The 19733-nt window shown below is 71.5% G+C and carries 8 protein-coding genes; 6 read left to right on the top strand and 2 right to left on the bottom strand.

Features of this window, described 5'->3' with window-relative positions:
• The coding region (locus D7Y11_RS32980) for a zinc chelation protein SecC (RefSeq protein WP_126935674.1) at nt 1–1195 on the top strand (1195 nt) is incomplete at its 5' end.
• A 9-nt stretch (nt 1196–1204) separates the two neighbouring features.
• Here the strand turns inward: D7Y11_RS32980 and D7Y11_RS32975 are convergent.
• The gene (locus tag D7Y11_RS32975; protein WP_121754229.1) at nt 1205–2374 is read right to left on the bottom strand and encodes a cyclic nucleotide-binding domain-containing protein; all 1170 of its coding nucleotides are present in this window, start codon (nt 2372–2374) and stop codon (nt 1205–1207) included.
• Nucleotides 2375–2711: 337 nt separating this feature from the next.
• On the opposite strand from D7Y11_RS32975, the gene D7Y11_RS32970 reads away from it, so the two are divergent.
• From D7Y11_RS32970 to D7Y11_RS32950, 4 genes are all read left to right on the top strand, one after another.
• A complete protein-coding gene (locus D7Y11_RS32970; protein WP_126935673.1) occupies nt 2712–4937 on the top strand; it encodes a kelch repeat-containing protein in 2226 nt (741 codons plus the stop codon).
• A gap of 184 nt (nt 4938–5121) precedes the next feature.
• Entirely contained in the window at nt 5122–10464 is a 5343-nt protein-coding gene (locus tag D7Y11_RS32960) for a hypothetical protein (RefSeq protein ID WP_126935672.1), read from the top strand.
• Between the two features lie 173 nt (nt 10465–10637).
• Entirely contained in the window at nt 10638–16736 is a 6099-nt protein-coding gene (locus D7Y11_RS32955) for an FG-GAP-like repeat-containing protein (protein WP_126935671.1), read from the top strand.
• Nucleotides 16733–17230: a hypothetical protein gene (locus tag D7Y11_RS32950; protein ID WP_126935670.1), complete on the top strand. Its 498-nt coding sequence runs from the start codon at nt 16733–16735 to the stop codon at nt 17228–17230. Before D7Y11_RS32955 ends, D7Y11_RS32950 begins: the two co-directional genes overlap by 4 nt.
• Nucleotides 17231–17287: 57 nt before the next feature.
• Here D7Y11_RS32950 and D7Y11_RS32945 read toward each other — a convergent pair whose 3' ends face one another.
• On the bottom strand, nt 17288–18466 hold the full coding sequence (locus tag D7Y11_RS32945; RefSeq protein ID WP_233607455.1) for a cyclic nucleotide-binding domain-containing protein: 1179 nt from the start codon (nt 18464–18466) through the stop codon (nt 17288–17290).
• Nucleotides 18467–18745: 279 nt separating this feature from the next.
• Between D7Y11_RS32945 and D7Y11_RS43940 the strand changes: the two genes are divergently transcribed.
• Nucleotides 18746–19570: a hypothetical protein gene (locus tag D7Y11_RS43940; protein ID WP_199753844.1), complete on the top strand. Its 825-nt coding sequence runs from the start codon at nt 18746–18748 to the stop codon at nt 19568–19570.
• Nucleotides 19571–19733: the final 163 nt, after the last annotated feature.

The following is a 19733-nucleotide window of genomic DNA, read 5'->3' as shown; positions in this document are numbered from 1 at the left end:
GCCGCCTCCCACCACCGCCCCCGCCCACCCGCTGAAGCAGGACCTGGAGGGCGCCATGGCGCTCCTGGGCGACGCGGACGTGTCCCGTCTGTCGCAGGCGCTGGAGCACCTGGGCGTGCTGCTCCAGGCCGCGGGGCCCCAGCCGGGGCTTCGCTACGACGACAAGGCCTTCAGCGACCACGTGGGCCAGGCGCTCGCGAAGCTGGCCGCGCAGGAGGGCCTGGACGCGATGGAGGCGCGCAACAGCCTGCGCGTGGGCGTGGTGCGGGAGCTGGGCACGCGCGGCTTCCAGGAGAAGCTGGGCGCGGGGCTGCTCGCGCAGGTGACGAAGAGTGGACGCACGCCGGAGGAGCGGCGCGCGCTGTGCGTGGGCGCGCTGCTGGCCACTGCGGCGAAGAAGACGGGCAAGGTGCGGCCGGAGGACAACCCCGTGCTGGACGTCGTCTTCGACGTGCAGTTCCGCGAGTGGAGCCAGAAGCACGCGGAGGTGGTGCGCAAGTACGAGTCCCTGATCGCGGGCATGGAGCAGGAGGACCTCACGCCCGAGGCCTCGGAGGCGCTGCGCAAGGCGGAGGCCGGCGAGCTGGACGCGCTGGTGAAGCACGTGCAGGCGGACCCCGCGCTGGTGGAGCGCATCTCGCGCGAGGCGAAGGAGCGCGCGCAGCGGGTGGAGGCGAAGCTGCGCGAGCCCGCCACGCCGTCCGTCTTTTCCCCTGAGGAGGAGCTGTGGCTCACCGTCGCGCTGTGGGAGCCCCTGCGCGCGATGAAGTCCCAGCCCAAGGACCCGGAAGGCCGGCGGCAGGTCATCGCCGCGCTCTTGCGCGCGGTGAAGGTCGCGGTGGACGCGGACTTCCTGGAAGGGATGCTGGAGCGGATGCGCGACGGTGCGAAGGATCCGGCGGCGGACGAGCCCACGCGCGAGTGGCTCACCGACGCGGCCATCGCCTTCGAGGCGGAGCCCGCGCGGCTGGTGCTGGCGGCGCTGCTCACCGCGCGGCAGGAGGCGAAGGGACGGAGCGCGGAGGAGATGGTGGCGCTCGCGGACCTGAAGGCCCTGCCCGCGTGGACGCCGGAGCAGTTGGAGCCCTACCGGCAGCTCATGGAGAAGGAGGGCCGCGCGGCCGGCGCCGGGCGGATCCGCCGCGCGCAGGACTGGCTGCGCGAGCACCCCGTGCAGCTGGACGCGGAGGCCTGACGCCTCACTTCAGATGAAGAGCGCCTTCGCGGTCTGCTGGAGGCGCTCCGTGCCCATGCGCATGAGCTGGCCCTTGAGGCCGGGCTGGCTCACGACGTGCCGCTCGAAGGCGGCGCGCTCCAGGCGCAGCACCACGCACGGCGTCTTCGTGCGGACCGTGGCGGACACGGGCTTGTCCAAGAGCAGGGAGATTTCACCGAACACGTCGCCTTCGCGCAGCTCCGGCAGCAACACGATGCGGCCCGGCTGCTCCAGCGACAGCTGACACTGGCCGCGCAGCAGCAGGTAGAAGGCATCGCCCGGCTGCCCTTGAGTCAGGAGCACCTGTCCCGCGGGCACGGCGCGCAGGTCGAACTCGCGCGACATCGCCTGCTTCAGCGCGGGCGACAGGTTGGTGAACAGGGGGCTCGTCCGCAGCAGGTTGTCCACCAGCCGGCGCTGGTAATAGGCCTGCACCGCCGCCTCCACCTCCGGGTGCGCGGCGCTGACGCGGGCCAGGGAGGAGCGCTTGAACTCCAGCAGCACGGAGCGCTCAGGCACCTCCACGCTGGCCAGCCTGGGCCCTTCGGACACCAGCGCCACCTCGCCGAAGAAGTCCCCCGGCCCCAGCGTGGCCACGACCTGTCGCGCGTTGCCCTCCACCCGGCGCGTCACCTCCGCGCGGCCCTCCACCAGCGCGAACATGGAGTCGCCCGGCTGCCCCTCCTCCACCACGCGCTGGCCCGGCCAGAAGGCGCGCACCTCCAGCGCCTCCACCAGCGCCACGAAGGCATCGCGCCCCACGCCTGACAGGACGGGCACGCCCGGGTCCTTGCCGTCGGGCACCCAGGCGAAGGTGGGGGCCAGCGCACCGGGCGGCAGGGCGAAGCGCTCCGCCAGGGCGCGCACCGTCTTGGGACGCGCGCCCCGCAGGCCTCGCGACAGCACCGTGGCGGCCACCGCGCGCAGGAGCCCTCCCGCGCGGGTCCAGGCGAGCGCCGCGTCGTCGTAGGCGTGGGCGGCCTCCGGGGTGCGCTCCAGCCACTCGAGCAGCTCCGCGACGCGCTGGTGGACCTCCGCGTCCTCCGGCTCCGCGCGCAGGGCGTCCTGGTAGCCGGCCAGGGCCGCTTCCAGCTTCCCCTCGGCGGCGAGGGCCGCCGCCCGGGACTTGAGGGACGCCGCAGGTAAGAGGTCCGCCATGCGGCCCATGTAGCGCAGGCGCGGGTCGCGCGCACCCGTCCGGAAAGACCGGGAGTGAAGAACTGGAGAGTGCGAACCGACCTGGGCCTGCCAGATGCAGGGACAGGTCGGATACCAGCAGCCCAAAGGTTGAGAGCTTTCATTGTGGCGCCGATTGGCGCCGCGGCCGGCGTCCGTCCACGGTCCCGGACGCCCGTCTCCGCCCTCGGATGTCTGCGTGAAGAGGACGCCAGGGAATTCCTGTCACAGCGCGGGATGCGGCCCCCTGGCAATCCCTTTGCAACCGACTGTGTAAACCCAGGCATTCCCTGTTCACCTGAACCCAGTCGGAGAATCCATGTCCTTGAAGTCCCCCCTGCCCTGGCTGCTTTCGGGCCTGATGCTCTTGTCCTCGGGATGCGATCCCACCGCGGCCGGAAGCACGGCTCCGCACCTCGCCGCACGCAGCGATGACATCGTCTCCGGCATGGAGACCACGGGCTCGATGATCACCCCCCGCGAGGGCCACACGGCGACCCTGCTCCTGAACGGCAAGGTGCTCGTCGCAGGTGGATATAATTACGGCCAGACGCCTGAATTGCTCCAGGTGTCTGAATTGTACGACCCGGCGACGGGGAACTGGACCCCATCGGGCTCAATGACCACGCAGCGGTGGCGGCACACGGCCACCCGGCTTGGCAATGGCAAGGTTCTGGTCGTGGGAGGCAACAGCGGGACCGCCGCGACCGCGGAACTCTACGATCCCGCCACGGGGACGTGGACCGCCACGGCAAACCTCCCAGGGCTCCGTAGGGAGAGCCATCGAGCAGTCCTGCTGGGCAACGGCAAGGTGCTTGTCACGGGAGGCTCGACCGAGGACCAAATCCACACGGCCTTCTCCGCGCTCTATGACCCATCGACAGGCACCTGGTCCACGACGGGCGACATGAGGGACGGCCGCAGCAATCACTCTTTGACCTTGCTGAAGAATGGCAAGATCCTTGCCGTAGGCGGCATGGGCTTCAGCACTGTCTGGCCTACCCTCCGGTCTCTCTCGACTGCGGAACTCTACGATCCAGCGACGGGGACATGGACCCTCACGGGTCTCATGGCAAGTGACCCGATCTTTCTCACTCCAGGGCGAACCGAGCACAGCGCCACGTTGCTCCCCTCGGGCAAGGTCCTGGTGGCGGGTGGCTATTCCGCCAGTGGGTTTATCGACGTGAGCCCGCCGACCGTGACCGCGGAGCTCTACGACCCCTCGACGGGCACCTGGTCAAACACGGGCAGCATGGCCGAGGGCCACTCGGGCAATGTGATGGATGCCCTGCCCTCGGGGAAGGTGGTGATCGCGGGCAAGACCTGGGCGGCCAACGCAGGGACCGTGGAGCTTTACGACCCCACGACCGGAGCCTGGAGCACGGTGGGCACCCTGGCGAACCTCCGCTACGGCTCGACCACGACCACGCTGGCCTCGGGGCGCGTCCTCATCGCGGGAGGACAGCGCTATGACTCGGCCACCTCGAAGACGGTGTACATCGCCCAGGCCGAGCGCGTGGTCCTCCCCTACTGGAAGCCCGCGGGCAACATGGCCACCGCGCGCTTCGGGCTCACCGGCACGCTGCTGGGCAACGGCAAGGTCCTCACCACGGGCGGCTTCAACGGCACCACCGAGGTCGCCTCCGCCGACCTGCGTGACCCCACCACCGGTGCCTGGAGCGCCACCGGCGCCATGGCGATGTCCCGCCAGTTCCACGCCGCCACTTTGCTCTCCAGCGGCAAGGTGCTGGTGACGGGCGGCTACGGAAACGACGCCTACCGCTCCTCCTCGGAGCTGTTCAACCCCACGACCGCCACCTGGACCTCCACCGGCGGCATGAACCAGCCCCGGCTGCAGCCTGTCTCCGTGAAGCTCGCCAACGGCAAGGTGCTCGTCGCGGGCGGGGACACGGGCCTGGGCTACACCGCCTCCGCGGAACTCTACGACCCCACCCCGGGCACCTGGACGTCCACGGGCAGCATGGCCTCCGCGCGCATCCACACCACCCCCGCGCTGCTGCCCAACGGCAAGGTGCTCATCGTGGGCGGCTACGACGGCAACGTGACCCTCGGCACCGCGGAGCTGTTCGACCCCGCGACCGGCACCTGGTCCTCCGCGGGGACCCTCGCCCAGGCCCGGGAGGGCGCCAGCGCCACCGTGCTGCCGAATGGCAAGGTGCTCATCGCGGGCGGCACGGCCGAGTACCCGCTCAACACCGCGGAGCTGTACGACCCGGCCACCAACACCTGGAGCGCGGCCCCCACCCTCACCTCCTGGCGGACGGACCACGCCGCCATCAAGCTGGCGAATGGCGACGTGATGGTCGCGGGCGGCTACGGCGTCAACACGGGCTACGGCGTGGACGCATACCTCGACTCGGTGGAGGTCTACGAGTCGGCGCTGGGGCGCTGGACGCGCACCACACCCCTGGGCACCCTGCGCTACGCGGCGGAGGGCGTGCTCCTCCAGGACGGCCAGGTGCTCGTCATGGGCGGCTCGGACTTCGACGGCCCCGTCTCCACCACGGAGCTGTACGTCCCCTGAAGCCCGCGGTCTTGATGCCTCGTCCGTCCTTCTGAACTTCCCCGCCACCCCGTTGGCGGGGGAGCAGCGCGGGCCCACCAGGCCCCGCCGCGATTCCCCACCACCCATCACCCAACCTTGGACCACCCCTTCCGGCCGGGGAGGGGATGGCCCCGGGTCCACCCATTTCCTGGAGTCCACTGGAGTGCGTCCCTTTTCAAGACATCTCGCCGTCGGCTCGCTGGGACTCGTCCTGGCGACCGCCTGCGGCTCACCCGAAGTTCCCTCATCACCCCAACCCGCCGAGGAGTTCGCGGTCATCCAACGGCAGGCCCTGGAGGAGTCCTGCTACGACCGCGACAACCCGCTGCTCCAGTCCCTGAAGACGCCCCTGGGCGCCCGGGACTGCACCTTCGACGAACAGTGCCCGCAGGGCGCGTTCTGCAACGAGAGCACGCACCAGTGCGACTGGACGTGTCTGGAGGGCGGTCCTGCGGGCACCGCCTGCGGCACCGGCAAGGTGTGTGATTGCTCCGGTCAGTGCGTGACCGAGGGCGGCGGCAACCCGCTCGTCCTGTCCGGCACGCTGCCCCGCGTGGACGTCGCGCCGGCCGCCCTCTCCGTCACCACGCCCGCGGCGGGCCAGCCCTTCGCCGCCCGGCGCCTGGTGGTGGGGCTCGCGGCGCTGAACCCGACGGAGGCGGCGCGGGTGACCTCCACGCCGGTGCGCCTGGTCGCCGGCCCCGGCATGGAGGTGGCCTGCGACGTAGGGGAGACCCCCGCGACCGTGTTCTCCAGCGACTGCCTCGTGAACACCTGGGCGTTCAGCGCCTTCGGCACCGGCCAGCGCGCCACGGTGCGCATGGACGTGCGCCCGCGGCAGGACAGCACCGAGCGCCGCTGGTACGTCACCCTGGAGGCGCAGGGCGCCACGCCCCAGCGCACCCGCGTGGACCTCGACCGCGCGGACGCGGCCCCGGGCGTGGGCGGTGTGCGGCCCTTCTTCGGCAACGTGACGCTGACGCTCGACCCGTCCAGCGACGCGGGCACGGAGCCGCTCGTCCTGCCGGTGCGCGCCTTCGCCAACGGCGCGTACCTCATGCTGTTCGACGAGTCGCGCACCCTCTCGCCCTCCGGCAAGCTGCGCCTGTCCACCTCCCAGTCGCACCACGGCGAGGAGTGGCTGCCCGCTGGCAACGGCTCCAACACCGCGGATGCCGTGACGGTGGACGTGGAGGGCACCTACGACGGCACCGGCGCCAGCAACAGCACGCTGGTGGGCACCTTCACGGTGCGCCTGCCCCGGCCCATCAGCAGCGCCTGGGGTGTCCAGGCGACGTACCGGCTGTCGCGCCTGCGCGTGGACACCGACGCGGGGGTGGATGACCTGCCGCTGACCGCCTGCCCGGCGACGCCCTGCGCGACGGGCTCCGTCTGCGAGCCCGACCTGGGCGTCTGCGTCCCCGGCGTGCGCGCCTGGAGCGGCGCCCCCGTCGCCTCCGACGGCCGTCCGCTCAACACCGTCGTCAGCGAGGAGCGCGCGAGCTGGGACTCCGAGGCCCAGACCCGGCTCACCGACTTCATGAACGCCTCGGCGGCGAACGGCACGCCGCTGTCCACGTCGCAGCTCGCCCGGGGCCTGCTCTGCAACCAGGCCACCAGCGCCGCGCCGCTGGAGGTCGCCGGCTTCCCGGCCTTCGCCACGGCGGACGCGGGCCTGCCCTTCGTGCTGGCGCGCTCCGGGGACCTGCGCTGCCAGAACGGCGGCATGCCCTACGTCGCCGAGCTGGGCAACACGTGGGACCGCTACCCGGACGTCAACGGCCTGAAGAACCTGGACCGGATGACCGACCTGGAGATGCTCTCCGAGTGCCTGGAGGACCTGAAGCGGCCCGCGGTCAACGGCCCGGGCCTGGGCACCTCTGACTGGTTCGCCCAGCGCTACGGCGCGCGCTACGCCATCAAGACCCAGCGCGCCACCGTGTCCACGGCGAGCCGCATCACGCCGGGCCGCTGCTTCAACCTGGCGCGCTTCTACGGCGCGCTGAACCTGAGCGCGCGCGACGGCAACAGCCGCGACCAGCGGCTGGCGGGGCGCCTGTTCCAGCAGTGGGTCTCCACCCACGGCTACCTCGCCCAGCAGCTGGTGCAGCAGCGGGAGCTGTCGGACTTCCTCAACGAGCCCGCCCCTTCCGACTGGGAGTCCACGCCCGCCGTGCTGGACCGCTTCGAGAAGGGCTGGGACCTGCTCCTGGACGGCACCTACGCCAACCTGATGCCCGGCAACGACGCGGCGCGCACCTGCAGCATTCTCAACCCCGACTACCGCCTGCCCCCCGCGCCCCTGGCGTCGTGGACCTGGGCCACCAACCAGTCCGTGCAGGACCGGGGCACCGGCGCCCGCTGGCAGCGCAGCCGCTCCACCTTCTTCTTCCACACCCCGGACCTGGCGGCGCGCTGCACCAGCACCTCGTCGTCCGTGAACCTGGCGTCCGCGTCGTTCCTCCTGGACGAGTCCCCCACGGGGCCCCGTTCCCTCCAGGTGTCGTGCCTCCAGAAGACCGGCGGTCTGGAGGTCACCGTCCAGGCGGCTCGCCGCAACACGCCCAGCGGCACCCGCTTCTTCACCTGGACGCTGCCCTTCCCCACCGGCACCCAGGGCGTGGCATTCGCGGTCCTGGACCAGGGCGCCACCATGAGCCTGTTCTCCCCGGCCAAGACGTACCTCGTGCCGGCGCAGAGCACGCTCGCGTACGAGCACACCGTGCTGCGTCCTCCGTTCACCCAGGCCGTGTCCGGTCCGTCCGGGACCCGGCTGGCGGTGTGGGACTTCGTCGCCGACACCGGCCACCTCTCCGAGGCCGTGGACCGGCGCACGCTCTATGACACGCCGTCCGCGGACCTGGCGCCCATGCCCGGCTCGCAGCCGCACCACGACCAGCCGGTGGGCCTGCCCGCGTCCATCCTGGAGGGCCTGACGGCGCACCTGCGCCTGCTCAACACGCACCTGGAGGACGTGGAGCGCACCACGCTGGCCACCTGCGCCCCCGTGGCGTCCGGCACCCCGCGCGACCAGGCCATCACCCGCTTCGGCCGCACCATGCGCTACGCGGTGATGCTGGAGACGTTGGCCCGCTCCGCCTACGCCCGCGAGAAGGACTCGTGCACCACCGCGCAGGGGCTGACGGAGCTGCCCTGGGACAAGCGCTGGCGCGACGCACAGGCGGAGCTGGAGGCCGTGCGCCGCCAGTCCTACGAGAAGCTGCGCGCCATCAACGACTGCCGCCCCTACGGCATGCCCGACGACGAGGTGCCCCTGCTCTTCGGCGCCACGCTGACGGGCCCCATCGAGCGCTACTTCGGAAGCTCCTCGTACCTGCACGCCAACGCCACGTCCGCGGTGAACACCGCCGTCGGCGACAAGCAGGCCGCGGAGAGTTCCTGGGTGTCCCTGCGCAACGGCGAGGTCCAGGAGGCCTACCAGGACGCCGCGAAACAGCAGCGGATGCTGGAGCTCAAGCGGCAGTACGGCGCGCCCATCGTCCAGATGTGCGGGCTGACCAACGTCAACGCGGCGGACGCGCTGGACCTCTTCGACCCGTCGAAGACCGCCCAGCCGCTGCGCCCCGAGGCGTGCTTCGTCAAGCCGGAGTGCCAGACGCCCCCCGCGCAGGTGTACGCCGCGGTGCGGGCCGAGCACGCCCGCTTCGCGCTGTGCACGTGGAAGCGCCTGGTGCCCTCCACCTCCGTCTACACGGACGCGGCGGTGCGCGCGCTGGTGGAGCACTACACCACCGTCGACGTGATGCCCGGCTCCGGCACCGTGACGTGGGGGAGCACGACGCTGCCCGTGTCCCGGCTGTACGGCCAGCCCCTGCCCACGAATGAGATCGCCTCCGGCGAGTTCGCCGCGGCCCGGGCCGCGTGCCTCCAGGAGCTGGGCACCCAGGGCAGCCAGCTGCCCACGCCCTCCAGCCTGGGGCTGAAGCTGGAGAGCAGCTGCTACCGGGGGGACATGGGCAACGCGATGCTGTCCATCGTCGGCGCGAACCAGGGCCTCCAGGTGGCGCAGGCGCAGTGGACGGACGCCCAGGAGCGGCTGCGCATCGCCCAGGAGCGCTGCCTCACGCTGGAGACGGACACCCAGAAGCAGATCGCCCTCAGCGCCAGCTACGAGGCGGAGATGACCGGCCTGCTGGAGGCGAAGGTCAGCGTCGACCGCAAGGTGAACAACATCAGCGACGTCAACAACAAGGGCGAGTCCATCATCAGCGCCTTCGCGTCCGGCACCTACGTGGGCATCGCCTGGGGCGCGGTGAAGCTGCTCAGCTCCAGCGCGGAGAACCGCTACAAGGACGAGTCCATCGTCCTGAACGCGCGCATCCAGCAGCTCGACCTGCAGCACAAGCTGGCGGTGGAGGCGCTGGCCCTCCAGACGAACGTGAACCAGTGCTACGCGGAGGCCCGCACGTACATGGTGGGCATCAGCACCGCGGCCATGCAGATCGACCGCGTGGGCACCGACGTGGACAGCGCGCTGCTCCAGTTGGAGAACATGGAGGGCCGCGTGCGTCAGCTCCTGCTGGAGGGTCAGCAGGTGGTGGCGCAGGAGGAGGCCCGCCAGGTGCCGCTCTTCTCGCACGACTTCTGGCTGCACGAGCGGCTGACGCGGGCCCGGGAGTCCTTCGCCACGGCGAAGCGGCTGTCGTACCTCTTCGCTCGCGCGCTGGAGTACGAGAAGCAGCAGAGCCTGCCGGCCACCAGCGCGGTGCTGGCGGCGAAGGGGCCGCTGCAGTTGCAGAGCGCGCTCAACGCGAACGCGTACGCGGCCCTGGACAAGACCGTGCATGGCCGGGACGTGGAGGGCCAGGCCTTCGTCGTGCAGCTGCGCGGCAACGTGTTGAAGCTGGAGGACCTCGTCGCCGCCACGCCGGGCGAGCGCAGCCTGACGAAGCAGGAGCGCTTCACCCGCCGGCTGCTGTCGCCGGAGAACGCGGTGTACGACGACAACGGCCGCTACCTGGGCCAGGGCCTGCGCTTCTACCTCCAGGACAGCCTGGGTCCCAACTCCATCCGCTGCGGCGAGAAGGTGTGGACGGTGCACGCGCACCTGGTGGGCGATGACCGGGTGGAGACGTGGCTGAACGGCCACGGCCTCGCGCCGCTGGTGCTGCGCAAGCGCAACACCTTCAGCAGCCACAGCTGCGACCCGGACCACAAGGGCTTCCAGACCCGCGCCCTGCGCCCCTCGCTGCGCAGCGGCGGCTACACGGGCACCGCGAAGCCGGGCGAGGAGACCACCTTCACCCTGGCGAGCGTGAGCGCCAACACCGGCCAGACGGTGCTCGGGTTCCAGCAGAACCCCTCCGGCGCTCCGTCCACGGAGTGGAAGGGCCGGGGGCTCTACGGTGAATACGAGGTCATCTTCCCCTGGGTGGACCTGATGACCGCGGGAGGCGTGTCCACGGGCTTCCCCATGGATGGCGTCACGGACGTGTACCTGCGCTTCGAGCAGGTCTCCGCCGCGACCAGCCACGTCTACGAATAGCCACAAGGCCTCACAGCCAAGGCCGATGACAGGACCCGGGAAGCGCCTCCGGGTCCTGTCCCTTCCTGAGCGCGCGCCGAACGACCCGCTCCGGGTCGAGGTGCGCGCTCGATTGTCATTCCACTCTTTCTTGCCACGAATTCGAGGGTCAGGTGTTTCTCCGAACCAGATGGATGGCGGTGGTCTGCGCGCTCCTGGGCACGCAGGCGCAAGCCGCGGGGGAGCCCGCGCCGGGCTCCGTGAATGCGCAGACCGTGAGGCTGCCGGATGGACCGGGCAGCGTGCGAGGCCTGGCGGACTCCGCCAGCGTGAATGTCTTCAGCGGCCAGGTGGGCTACGGAGTGCCGCTGGACCTGCCGGCGGGCATCGCGGGCTTCGGCCCGAAGCTGTCGCTCACCTACTCCGGTGACCTGGGCAACGGTCCGCTGGGCGTGGGCTGGACGATGCCGCAGGTGGTGTTGCGCCGCTCGGTGCGGCTGGGCGTGCCGGCCTACACGAGCGCGGATGAGCTGGAGCTCGTGGGCGTGGGCGGCGGACGGCTGGTGGCGCTGCCGGACGGCACCTGGCGCGTGGAGGGCCAGGGCCACTCCGTGAAGGTGGAGCGCGACGGCACGGGCTACGTCATCACCGAGAACGGCGGTGTGCGCTACCGCATGGGCGTCAGCGCCGCGGGCCGGCAGGCGGACGGCGCGCGGGTGGCGGCCTGGCACGTGGAGGAGGTGCTGCACCCAAATGGGCAGACCACCGCCTTCAGCTACACGCAGCACAACGGCCAGCAATACCTGGCGGACGTACGCTGGGGGCCCAACGCGGCCTTCCGCGCGGAGTTCGTGTACGGAGCGCGGCCCGACCCCACGGTGAGCTACCGCACGGGTTTCAAGGTGGAGACGGCCTGGCGGCTGACGGAGGTGCGGGTGCACTCCTTCGGGGAGCTGCTGCGCGCGTACGTGCTGGGCTACGACGACACGCTGGCCCTCAGCCGGCTCAAGACGGTGACACACCTGGGCCGCGGGCGCGTGGGGGCGCTGCCCACGCTGACGCTCACCTACGCGACGCCGCAAGCAGCGGCCACGGCGCGGGTGGAGCCCGCGGGCGGCTGGCTCCTGTCCAACACGGGCACCGCCCTGATGGACGTGGACGGCGACGGCCTGACGGACCTGGTGCGCCTGACGAGTTCCGGCCACCAGTGGCGCAAGGGCACGGGCACCGGCTTCGCCGCCGCGCGGGTGCTGAGCGGGGCATCGGGCGCGCAGCTCTCCAGCTCGCGCTTCCTCGACGTGGACGGTGACGCCCGGCCGGAGCTGGTGCGCAACTTCTCCGAGGCGTGGCAAATCAACCGGCTGCAGGGCGAGTCCCTGGGCACCACCGCCACGAAGTGGACCGGCACGGACGGGATGCCGATCTACAACGACACCACCTTCTTCGCGGACCTCAACGGCGACGGCCGCGTGGACGTGGTGCGCACGGGCAGCGAGTCGATGTCCGTCCGCTGGAACCGCGCCACGGGCCTCGCCGCCTCCGTGCAGAAGCCTCCCGTGGACGGCGTGTCGCTGCTCCCTGGCGCGAACACGCGCTTCCACGACGTGAACGGCGACGGGCTGGCGGACGTCGTCCAGCTCAGCACCCACTGGTTCAAGGTGTACCTGGGCAAGGGCGACGGCACCTTCGTCGCGGGGCCGCTCCAGAACTACCCATGGGGAGAGGGCACCACGCAGGCCAACGTGAAGCTGGCGGACCTCAACCGCGACGGCCTGATGGACCTGGTGTACGTGCGCAACGGGTACGTGAGCTGGTACCGGGGCAAGGCGGGCGGAGGCACGGAGACCGCGCCCACGCAGCTGGTGCCCCCGGGCGTGGACGGCGCCTCCACGGTGGTGGCGCTCGCGGACCTCAACGGCAACGGCAGCGAGGACGTGGTGTGGAGCGGCCCTGACGGCATGTGGGCGCTCGACCTGGCGGGCCCGACGACGGCGGGCATGCTGGTGGGCATCGACAACGGGCTGGGCAAGACGGTGGCCCTCCAGTACCAGGCCAGCGCGGCGCTGGCGGCGGCGGCGGACGGCACGCCCCAGGCGTGGACGCGGCGCTTTCCCACCTCCATCCCGGTGCCGGTGCGCATGACCGTGAACCCCGGCGTCGGCGGGCCCGCGCGCGTGGTGGAGTACACCGTGCGCGACGGCTTCTGGGACGCCACGGAGCGCCGCTTCGGCGGCTTCCTCGTGGGCGGCGTGCGCACCGTGGGCAGCGGCCCGGCGGACACGCTGTACGAAGAGACGCGCTACCACGAGGGCACGGGCATGGACCGCTCGCTGCGGGGCCTGGCTTTGGAGGTCCGCCGCGAGGACGGGCTGCACACGCTCTACGCCGTGGCCACGTCCGTCTACGAATCGCGCCCCGTGCAGGGACTGCCGGACGTGCCGCTGCTGCGCAGGCCCGCGCTGCTGGAGGCGCGCACGAAGCACCATGAAGGACTGACCACGCCGCTGGAGACGCTGACGACGTACGCCTACGACGCGCGCGTGCGCCCCATCGAGGAGAAGTCCTTCGGCCGGCTGGACCTCACCGGCGACGAGCGCACCGTGCAGCGCGGCTATGCCAGCGACGACGCGCTGATGGTGCAGGACGTGGTGTGCGAGGAGACGCTGATGGAGGCGGACGGGACGGTCCGCTCGAGCGCGCGCATGTTCTACGGCGACGCGGCCCAGGTCTTCTCCTGGACGGACCCCACGCAGTGCCGCGCGGGCCGGCTGATGCGGGAGACCCACGGCCTGCTCGCCGGCGGGCAGCCGCGCTGGGTGCTCCAGTCCGCCACGGAGTACGACGCCTGGGACAACCCCACGCGCCGGTACGGCAACGGCCTGTGGCGCGCCTTCACCTACGACGCCCACCACCTGCGGCCCCTCACGGAGTCCATGGAGCCGCAAGCGGGCCGGACGCTGACGTGGACCAGCGCGTGGGACGACGTGCTCGGCGCGCCCCAGCGGGTCACCAGCCCGGACGGCGTGGTGACGGAGATGCGCTACGACAGCCTGGGCCGTCCGGATGCCATCTCCGTGGACGGCGCGCCGCCCCACCTGCGCTACGCCTACGACTGGACGGCGCCGCGCCCCAGGACCTTCACCTACGTCTTCGACGGCGACCCCTCCGCGCTCGCGGGCAGCTGGACAGGCGGCTGGAGCGCGAACGGCGCGTGGCGCGAGAGCGTCTCCGTGTCCGACGGCTCGGGCCAGTCGCTCTACACGGCCACCCGCCTGGAGGCCGCGCGCTGGGCGGTGTCCGGCTGGCGCGACCGGGACACCCGGGGCCGAACCATCTTCCGCTCGGATCCGTTCTACGCCCAGGGCGCCCTGCCCACGGCCCGCCCGGCGGGCGTGGTGGGCCAGACGCTGGCCTATGACGCCCAGAACCGGCTGGTGAGCCAGTGGCTGCCCAACGGCGGGCTGCGCACGCACGGCTACAAGGCCTTCGAGTCCACCCGCACGGACACCGCGATGGCCCCGGTGCTGAGCCGGGTGGACGGGCAGGGCCGCATCATCCGCACCGAGCGGCAGGTGGGCACGACGCTGGAGTCGGTGGACGCCCACTACGACGCCGCCGGCCACATCCTCTCCATGAGCCTCCAGGACGGCGTCGTCACCCACGCCTTCACCTACGACACCCTGGGCCGCATGGTGGCCGCGCAGGACCCGGACGTCGGTGCGCGCACGCTGGAGTACGACGACCGCGACCGGCTGGTCCTCCAGACCAATGGAGCGAACCAGGGCCGCACGTTCGCGTACGACGACGCCAACCGCCTCATCCGCACCGTGGGCGAGGACGCCACGACCCTCCTCTACCACTACGACGAGGGCGCGGATGGCACGTCCACCGGCCACACCGCCGCGCGGCTCGCCTGGGTGGAGGAGCCCCGGGGCCAGGTGCACTTCGGCTACGACGCCTACGGGCGCAGGTCGCTCCAGCGCCGCACGGTGGACGCGCTCGAATCGGAGGAGACCGTCGCGTACAGCCCCTCCGGGCTGCCCCTGACGCAGACCACGGACGGGCTGGAGGTCCCCTTCGGCTACGACGCCGCGGGCAGGCTGGTGCGCGCCGGGACGTATTGGGAAGCGCTGACGCTGGACGCGTCAGGGCTGGTCCTGGAGGAGCGCTATGGCAACGGCGTGCGCCAGGTCTACGCGCGTGACGCAGTGGGGCTGGTGTCGCGCATCCAGACGCTCAAGCCCGCGGGCGGCGCGCTGTACGACGTGACGTTGACGCGCAACGCGTATGGCGCGCCGGTGGCGGTGACGGACGACGATGGCGTGGGGCTCAACCACGCGGCGACCTTCGCGTACGACCCGGCCGCGCGGCTCACGGACGCGCTGCTGGGCGCCGTGAAGCAGTCCGACGGGACGCTCGCCGCGGGGCCCGACACCTTCCACTTCAGCTATGCCTATGACGGGCTGCAGAACATGGTGTCCCGCCAGTCCACGGGCCCGCAGGCCCTGGCGCTGCTGCAGGGAAGCTACACCTACGGCGAGCGGGGCTTCGGGCCGCGTCAGCTCACGAGCATCGGCGCCGGCCCCAACGGCACCACCCTGGACTACGACGGGGCCGGCCGCATGGTGCGCCTGGGCGGGCGCCAGATGGAGTACGACGGGCTGGATCAGCTGGTGCGCGTGACGCTGCCCTCCGCGGGCGGCCAGCCCGGCGTGGTGGAGCATGCCTACGGCCACGACGGCGTGCGCATCCGGACGCAGGACCCCACGGGCCAGGTGCAGTACGCCTTCTCCCAGCGGGTGCTCCAGCGCAACGGGATGCGCGAGCTGCTGGTGACCGCGGGGGACCGGACGATGGCGCGCGTGCGCTACGCCCCGCCCACCGTCACGGCGGGTCCGCTCACCGGCGTGCTGTCGGCCCTGCCCGACGCGCGCTCCCTGACGACGGTGGTGGCGCTGGGCGGCGTGCTGGTGCTGATGGGGGTGACGCTCGCGTCCCTGCGGCGACGCCATGAAGGCCCCGCGCCCCTCGTGAAGGTGGGCACCGGGGCCCTGGTCCTGGCGCTCACGACGTCCGCCTGTGAGCCGGCGCTGGACCTGTCGCGGGCGCGCTCCGTGCCGGAGGCGCTGGCCGCCGTGGAGTCCGTGCTGTACTTCCACAGCGGCGTGGCCGCCGGGCCCGTGCTGATGACCCGGCAGGACGGCACGGTCTTCGAGGAGCGGCGCAGCGAGCCCTTCGGTACGCCCGTGGACGCGTTCCGCGAGACGGCGACGGGAGCGTCCGTGGGCAGCGCGGACTTCCGCGCGGAGCCGCTCAATTCGCTGAACAAGCCCACGGATCCGGACACCGGATGGAGCGACCACGGCGACCGCTGGATGGCGCCCGAGGTGGGCCTGTGGCTCAGCCCGGATCCGCCGGTGAAGGCGCCCCAGGCGAGCTTCCTCGCCGCGCCCTGGGACCTGCACCCCTACCAGTACGTCCGGCAGAATCCCGTCTTCTACTGGGACCCGGACGGGTGGTCGTCCCAGCAGAGCCCGCTGGCGACGGAGCTGAAGCGGCCCCTGTCGGCGGGGCAGGTGCAGGTCGTCACCCGCTCCTTCGCGCCGTTCGACACGTTCGGCGGTGCCTACCTCGGCGGTGGCTACGCAGGGGATGGCGCCAACCGCGGCTTCACGCCCTCGCCGGACGTCACCGCGAAGATGACCCTGGCCGTCACGGTCGACACCGGGACGGGCGCCAAGGTCTTCGAACAGGCCTGGAGCGACGAGTCCGAGGGACACGGCCTCGTGGCCCGCGTCTTCGGGCGGCTGTCCGGCTACCCGTTGACGGAGCCCCTGAAGGACACCGCGAGCCCCACGACGAAAGCGGACCTGACCTACAAGGAGGATGGCTTCGTCCGGATGAACCAGGACATGGCGGCGGCGCTGCCCTTGAACCGGTTCGCGGCGGACATCGACACGCACAGCTACATCCACATGTTCAAGGATGGAAACCTGTTGAGGCTTCGCGGCTTCATGGTGGGGGACGCCTTCCCGAACGCGGAGATGTTCATCCGTGACTCCGCCAACAACCGGGTCATGCTCCACACGTTCGCCACGCCGGGAGGGGAGAACGGTCCCTACAAGTACCTGGGCGGAGACAAGCGCAAGGATATGGGAAGCTTCGCGGTGCAGATCCAGACCAATGACCAGGGTGAATTCACGGGTGTGAGGGCCGCGGGTCAAGAGTCCTTCATGTCCGTGGACGATTGGAACAATCAGATGACCTCGTCCGGGGGAGCGAACACGCCATGAGTCCATCACAAAAGCGGCTTCACCTCTGCCTGCTCCCAGCGTTGCTGGGCCTGCTGGCCTGCGGCACCCGGGCAGCCCCGGAGGTCCACCTCATCCCTCAAGGCTACCGGGGACCGGTGGTCATCTTCTTCAACGTCCCCGGCGCCCGCTCCGCCCTCCAGGAGGACGGGCGGGAGTACCGGATCGGCGAGGACGGGACGCTGGCGGTCAGCTCGCCGCCCAATTACGGCGGAGGCAAGCTCGACAACTTCCGGTTCTTCCTCGAAGGGCCGGGGGGCACGCGAGAGCGACTCGCCTACGCGGCCTCGACGCCCCACAACCAGCTTCAGGTCTTCGCCGTGCACCAGGGGGCGATGCCCCTCAGACCCGGTTCCCGGGAGGAGGTGCGCTTCGAGATGTACGTCGTCGGGGTACCGGATGAGATGCCGGACTGGTCCGATCGGCTCCATGCCCTGGTAGAGCAGAAGGTCGCGGCCATGCCCCTGCCTCGCTGATGCCCTCACCGCGCCCCCGGGCTTGAAGTGCCCGGGGGTGCGGGACGCATGGACGCATCACCCGCTCAGCGCCTTCACCCGCTCCGCCAGGCTCTGCGTGAAGAGGCGGTAGATGCGCAGGGCCGCGGCCTCGTGCGTCTCCAGGAAGTATTGGAAGTCCGTCCGCGTGACGCGCAGGGCGCGCACCACCGTGTGCGCGCGCACGTGCGCGGACACCGGGCCATCCAGGATGAGGGAGATTTCCCCCAGGAAGGCGCCCGGCCCCAGCATGTTGAGCTGGCGCGCGTCCCGGCCCGGGCCGGTGGACACGCTCACCATCCCCTCCAGCAGCACCACCAGCCCCATCCCCTTCGCGCCCTTCTCCAGCACCGTCGTCCCCGCCGGCACCAGCACGGGCCGGGCCAGGCGGTAGAGGTCGCGCATGTCTTCCAAAGACAGACCATCGAAGATGGGAATGGCTTTCAGATAGCCATAGCCATCCACCACCGGCTGAGCCTTCTCCGCCGCGACCGAGCCCTCCGGCGCCGACGCGAGCCCCAGATGCTGGAGCAGCCGCGCCTGCTCCGCCTGGAGCAGCAGCAGCCCCGCCCCCGACGCGTGCTTGATGCCGTCCGCCAGGAGCACCAGCGCGCGCCACGTCGCGCCCTCCGCGTCCAGCAGCTCACACATGCGCAGCACGGCTTCCGGCCGCTGCCCGTCATCCACGGGCACCGCGCGCAGCATCTCCAGCTCCGCGTGCGAGTTGCCCAACACCCGGAACACCTGCGCCGCCTCCATGGGCCGGTGCATGCGACCCAGCAGGTGCGCCAGCGACTCGCGCGCGCCCAGCGCCTGGTACAGCGACAGCGCCTGCTCCAGCGAACCGGCCCGCTCGAAGGCCGCCGCCGCGCGGGCCTGCTCCCCCACCCTCAGCCACGCCTCCGCGGCCAGCAGCGGCGCTCCCGCCTGTTCGTACAGCGGCGCCGCGCCCCGGTCGTCTCCATCCGCTTCCAACAGCCGCGCCGCGCCCGCGAAGTCGCGCGCCTGCCGCAGCACCTCCACCAGCCGGGTGCGCGTGTCGGCGGGCACCACCAGCGCCTCTTCCAGGACCCGCTCGCGCTGCCCCGCCCCCATCGCCTCGTACGCGCGCACCGCGTCCTCCACCGCGCCCTTCAGCACCCGAGCCCACACCCCTCGCGTGACGCTGGAGCCAGGGCCCACGGCCACGTCGTCCCCGTTCGAATCGTTTGGAGTCACGGCCTTGTCGTTCCTCCCGGACGCCCTGGCGGACAAAGGGGGTCCACGCCTGGGTCCGGACCCTGATTCCGTAGCATTCTGAAACAGGGAAAGCCAGCCAGCGCGGTGAAGAGGGGCAGGCTTTGGACACACTGTCCACCGCGTGAATCGGATGCGCAAAACCTGAGAGGTTGGGGTGGGCGCAAACCCTGCGCTTCGGGGTGGCTGTCGTGCGTGAGAGGGATTCCCCACCTTCAGGCGTCCCTGACCCAGGGACTCCTACCCAAGGTGTCTTCCCCCATGACGTCGCGCCCCGCTTCCTTCCGTTCTCTCAAGGTCCTGGAGTCGTCCCACCCGCGCCGCGCGCTGAACCTCCTCGCGCGAGGTGGCTGCCTGCTGATGCTCTCGTCCGGAGCCGCCCGCGCCAACGAGCCCGAGGCCCCGGCTCGGGCTGCGGCTCCGGTGCAGGCCGAAGCCCCGGTGCGGGCTGCGGCTCCGGTGCAGGCCGAAGCTCCCGTGCGGGCGGAGGCGCCTGTGCAAGGGGACGCGGACCCGGCGGATGACGCGGTGTGGGGCGAGGAGGCGCTGGCGCAGGCGGAGCTGCCGGCGTCGATGACGGAGGCGGCGCGGACGCTGGAGGATTCGCCGGTGGTGGTGTGCTCGGGGGCGCTCCAGCAGGCCTACCGTCCCGGACTGCTGCTCACCACGCCCCGGAGCTCCGTGCAGCGAGAGTCACTCCAGTTCAGCGGCTGCCCCGTCAACGACGGCGTGGTGATGACGGCCGTGGGGATGGAGACCCTGCATTTGAAGCGCGCGACGTGCATCGGCAACGCGGGAGGGGCCTCTATCGCTACGGTGACATGGTCCAACGGGGAGAAGTCCTCCGTGCGGTTGGACCGAGTGGAGGTTCGTGCGGATGGCGCAATGCAGGTCTTCACGTCCGAGGGGACCATCAGCACCGGGCGTCACGCGGGCCACGGCGTGCGCCTGGTCACCGCCGTGCCCACGCTCACCACGCTGGCGGCCTGCGTCCAGCCGTCGGGCCTCACGGCGAACATGGGCGTCGCCACGCTCACCGTGCAGGACCTGCCCACCGTCCTGGACGTGTCCGCCGGGAAGCAGTGACCGCGCGGTCGCTCCCCTGCCGGGCGCTTCGGGGAGGAGCGGACTCCGCGCCGCATGCACCGCTATGCAGGCGCGGGCCGGGCGTTATCGTGGGGGGCCATGAGGCCTGCCCCGGAGCGCCGGATGCGAACGCGACGAATCACGGGGGGTTGGAGGGGGGCGG

The organism is Corallococcus sp. AB018, assembly GCF_003986945.1.
GTDB lineage: Bacteria > Myxococcota > Myxococcia > Myxococcales > Myxococcaceae > Corallococcus > Corallococcus exiguus.
The sequence above is the reverse complement of the archived record's forward strand: the minus strand, read 5'-3'. Positions and strand labels throughout refer to the sequence as shown.

Excerpts from the sequence above, each read along its gene's own strand:
- D7Y11_RS32975 (WP_121754229.1), bottom strand. The coding sequence starts at position 2,374 with ATGGCGGACCTCTTACCTGCGGCGTCCCTCAAGTCCCGGGCGGCGGCC.
- D7Y11_RS32970 (WP_126935673.1), top strand. The coding sequence starts at position 2,712 with ATGTCCTTGAAGTCCCCCCTGCCCTGGCTGCTTTCGGGCCTGATGCTC.
- D7Y11_RS32955 (WP_126935671.1), top strand. The coding sequence starts at position 10,638 with ATGGCGGTGGTCTGCGCGCTCCTGGGCACGCAGGCGCAAGCCGCGGGG.
- D7Y11_RS32950 (WP_126935670.1), top strand. The coding sequence starts at position 16,733 with ATGAGTCCATCACAAAAGCGGCTTCACCTCTGCCTGCTCCCAGCGTTG.
- D7Y11_RS43940 (WP_199753844.1), top strand. The coding sequence starts at position 18,746 with ATGACGTCGCGCCCCGCTTCCTTCCGTTCTCTCAAGGTCCTGGAGTCG.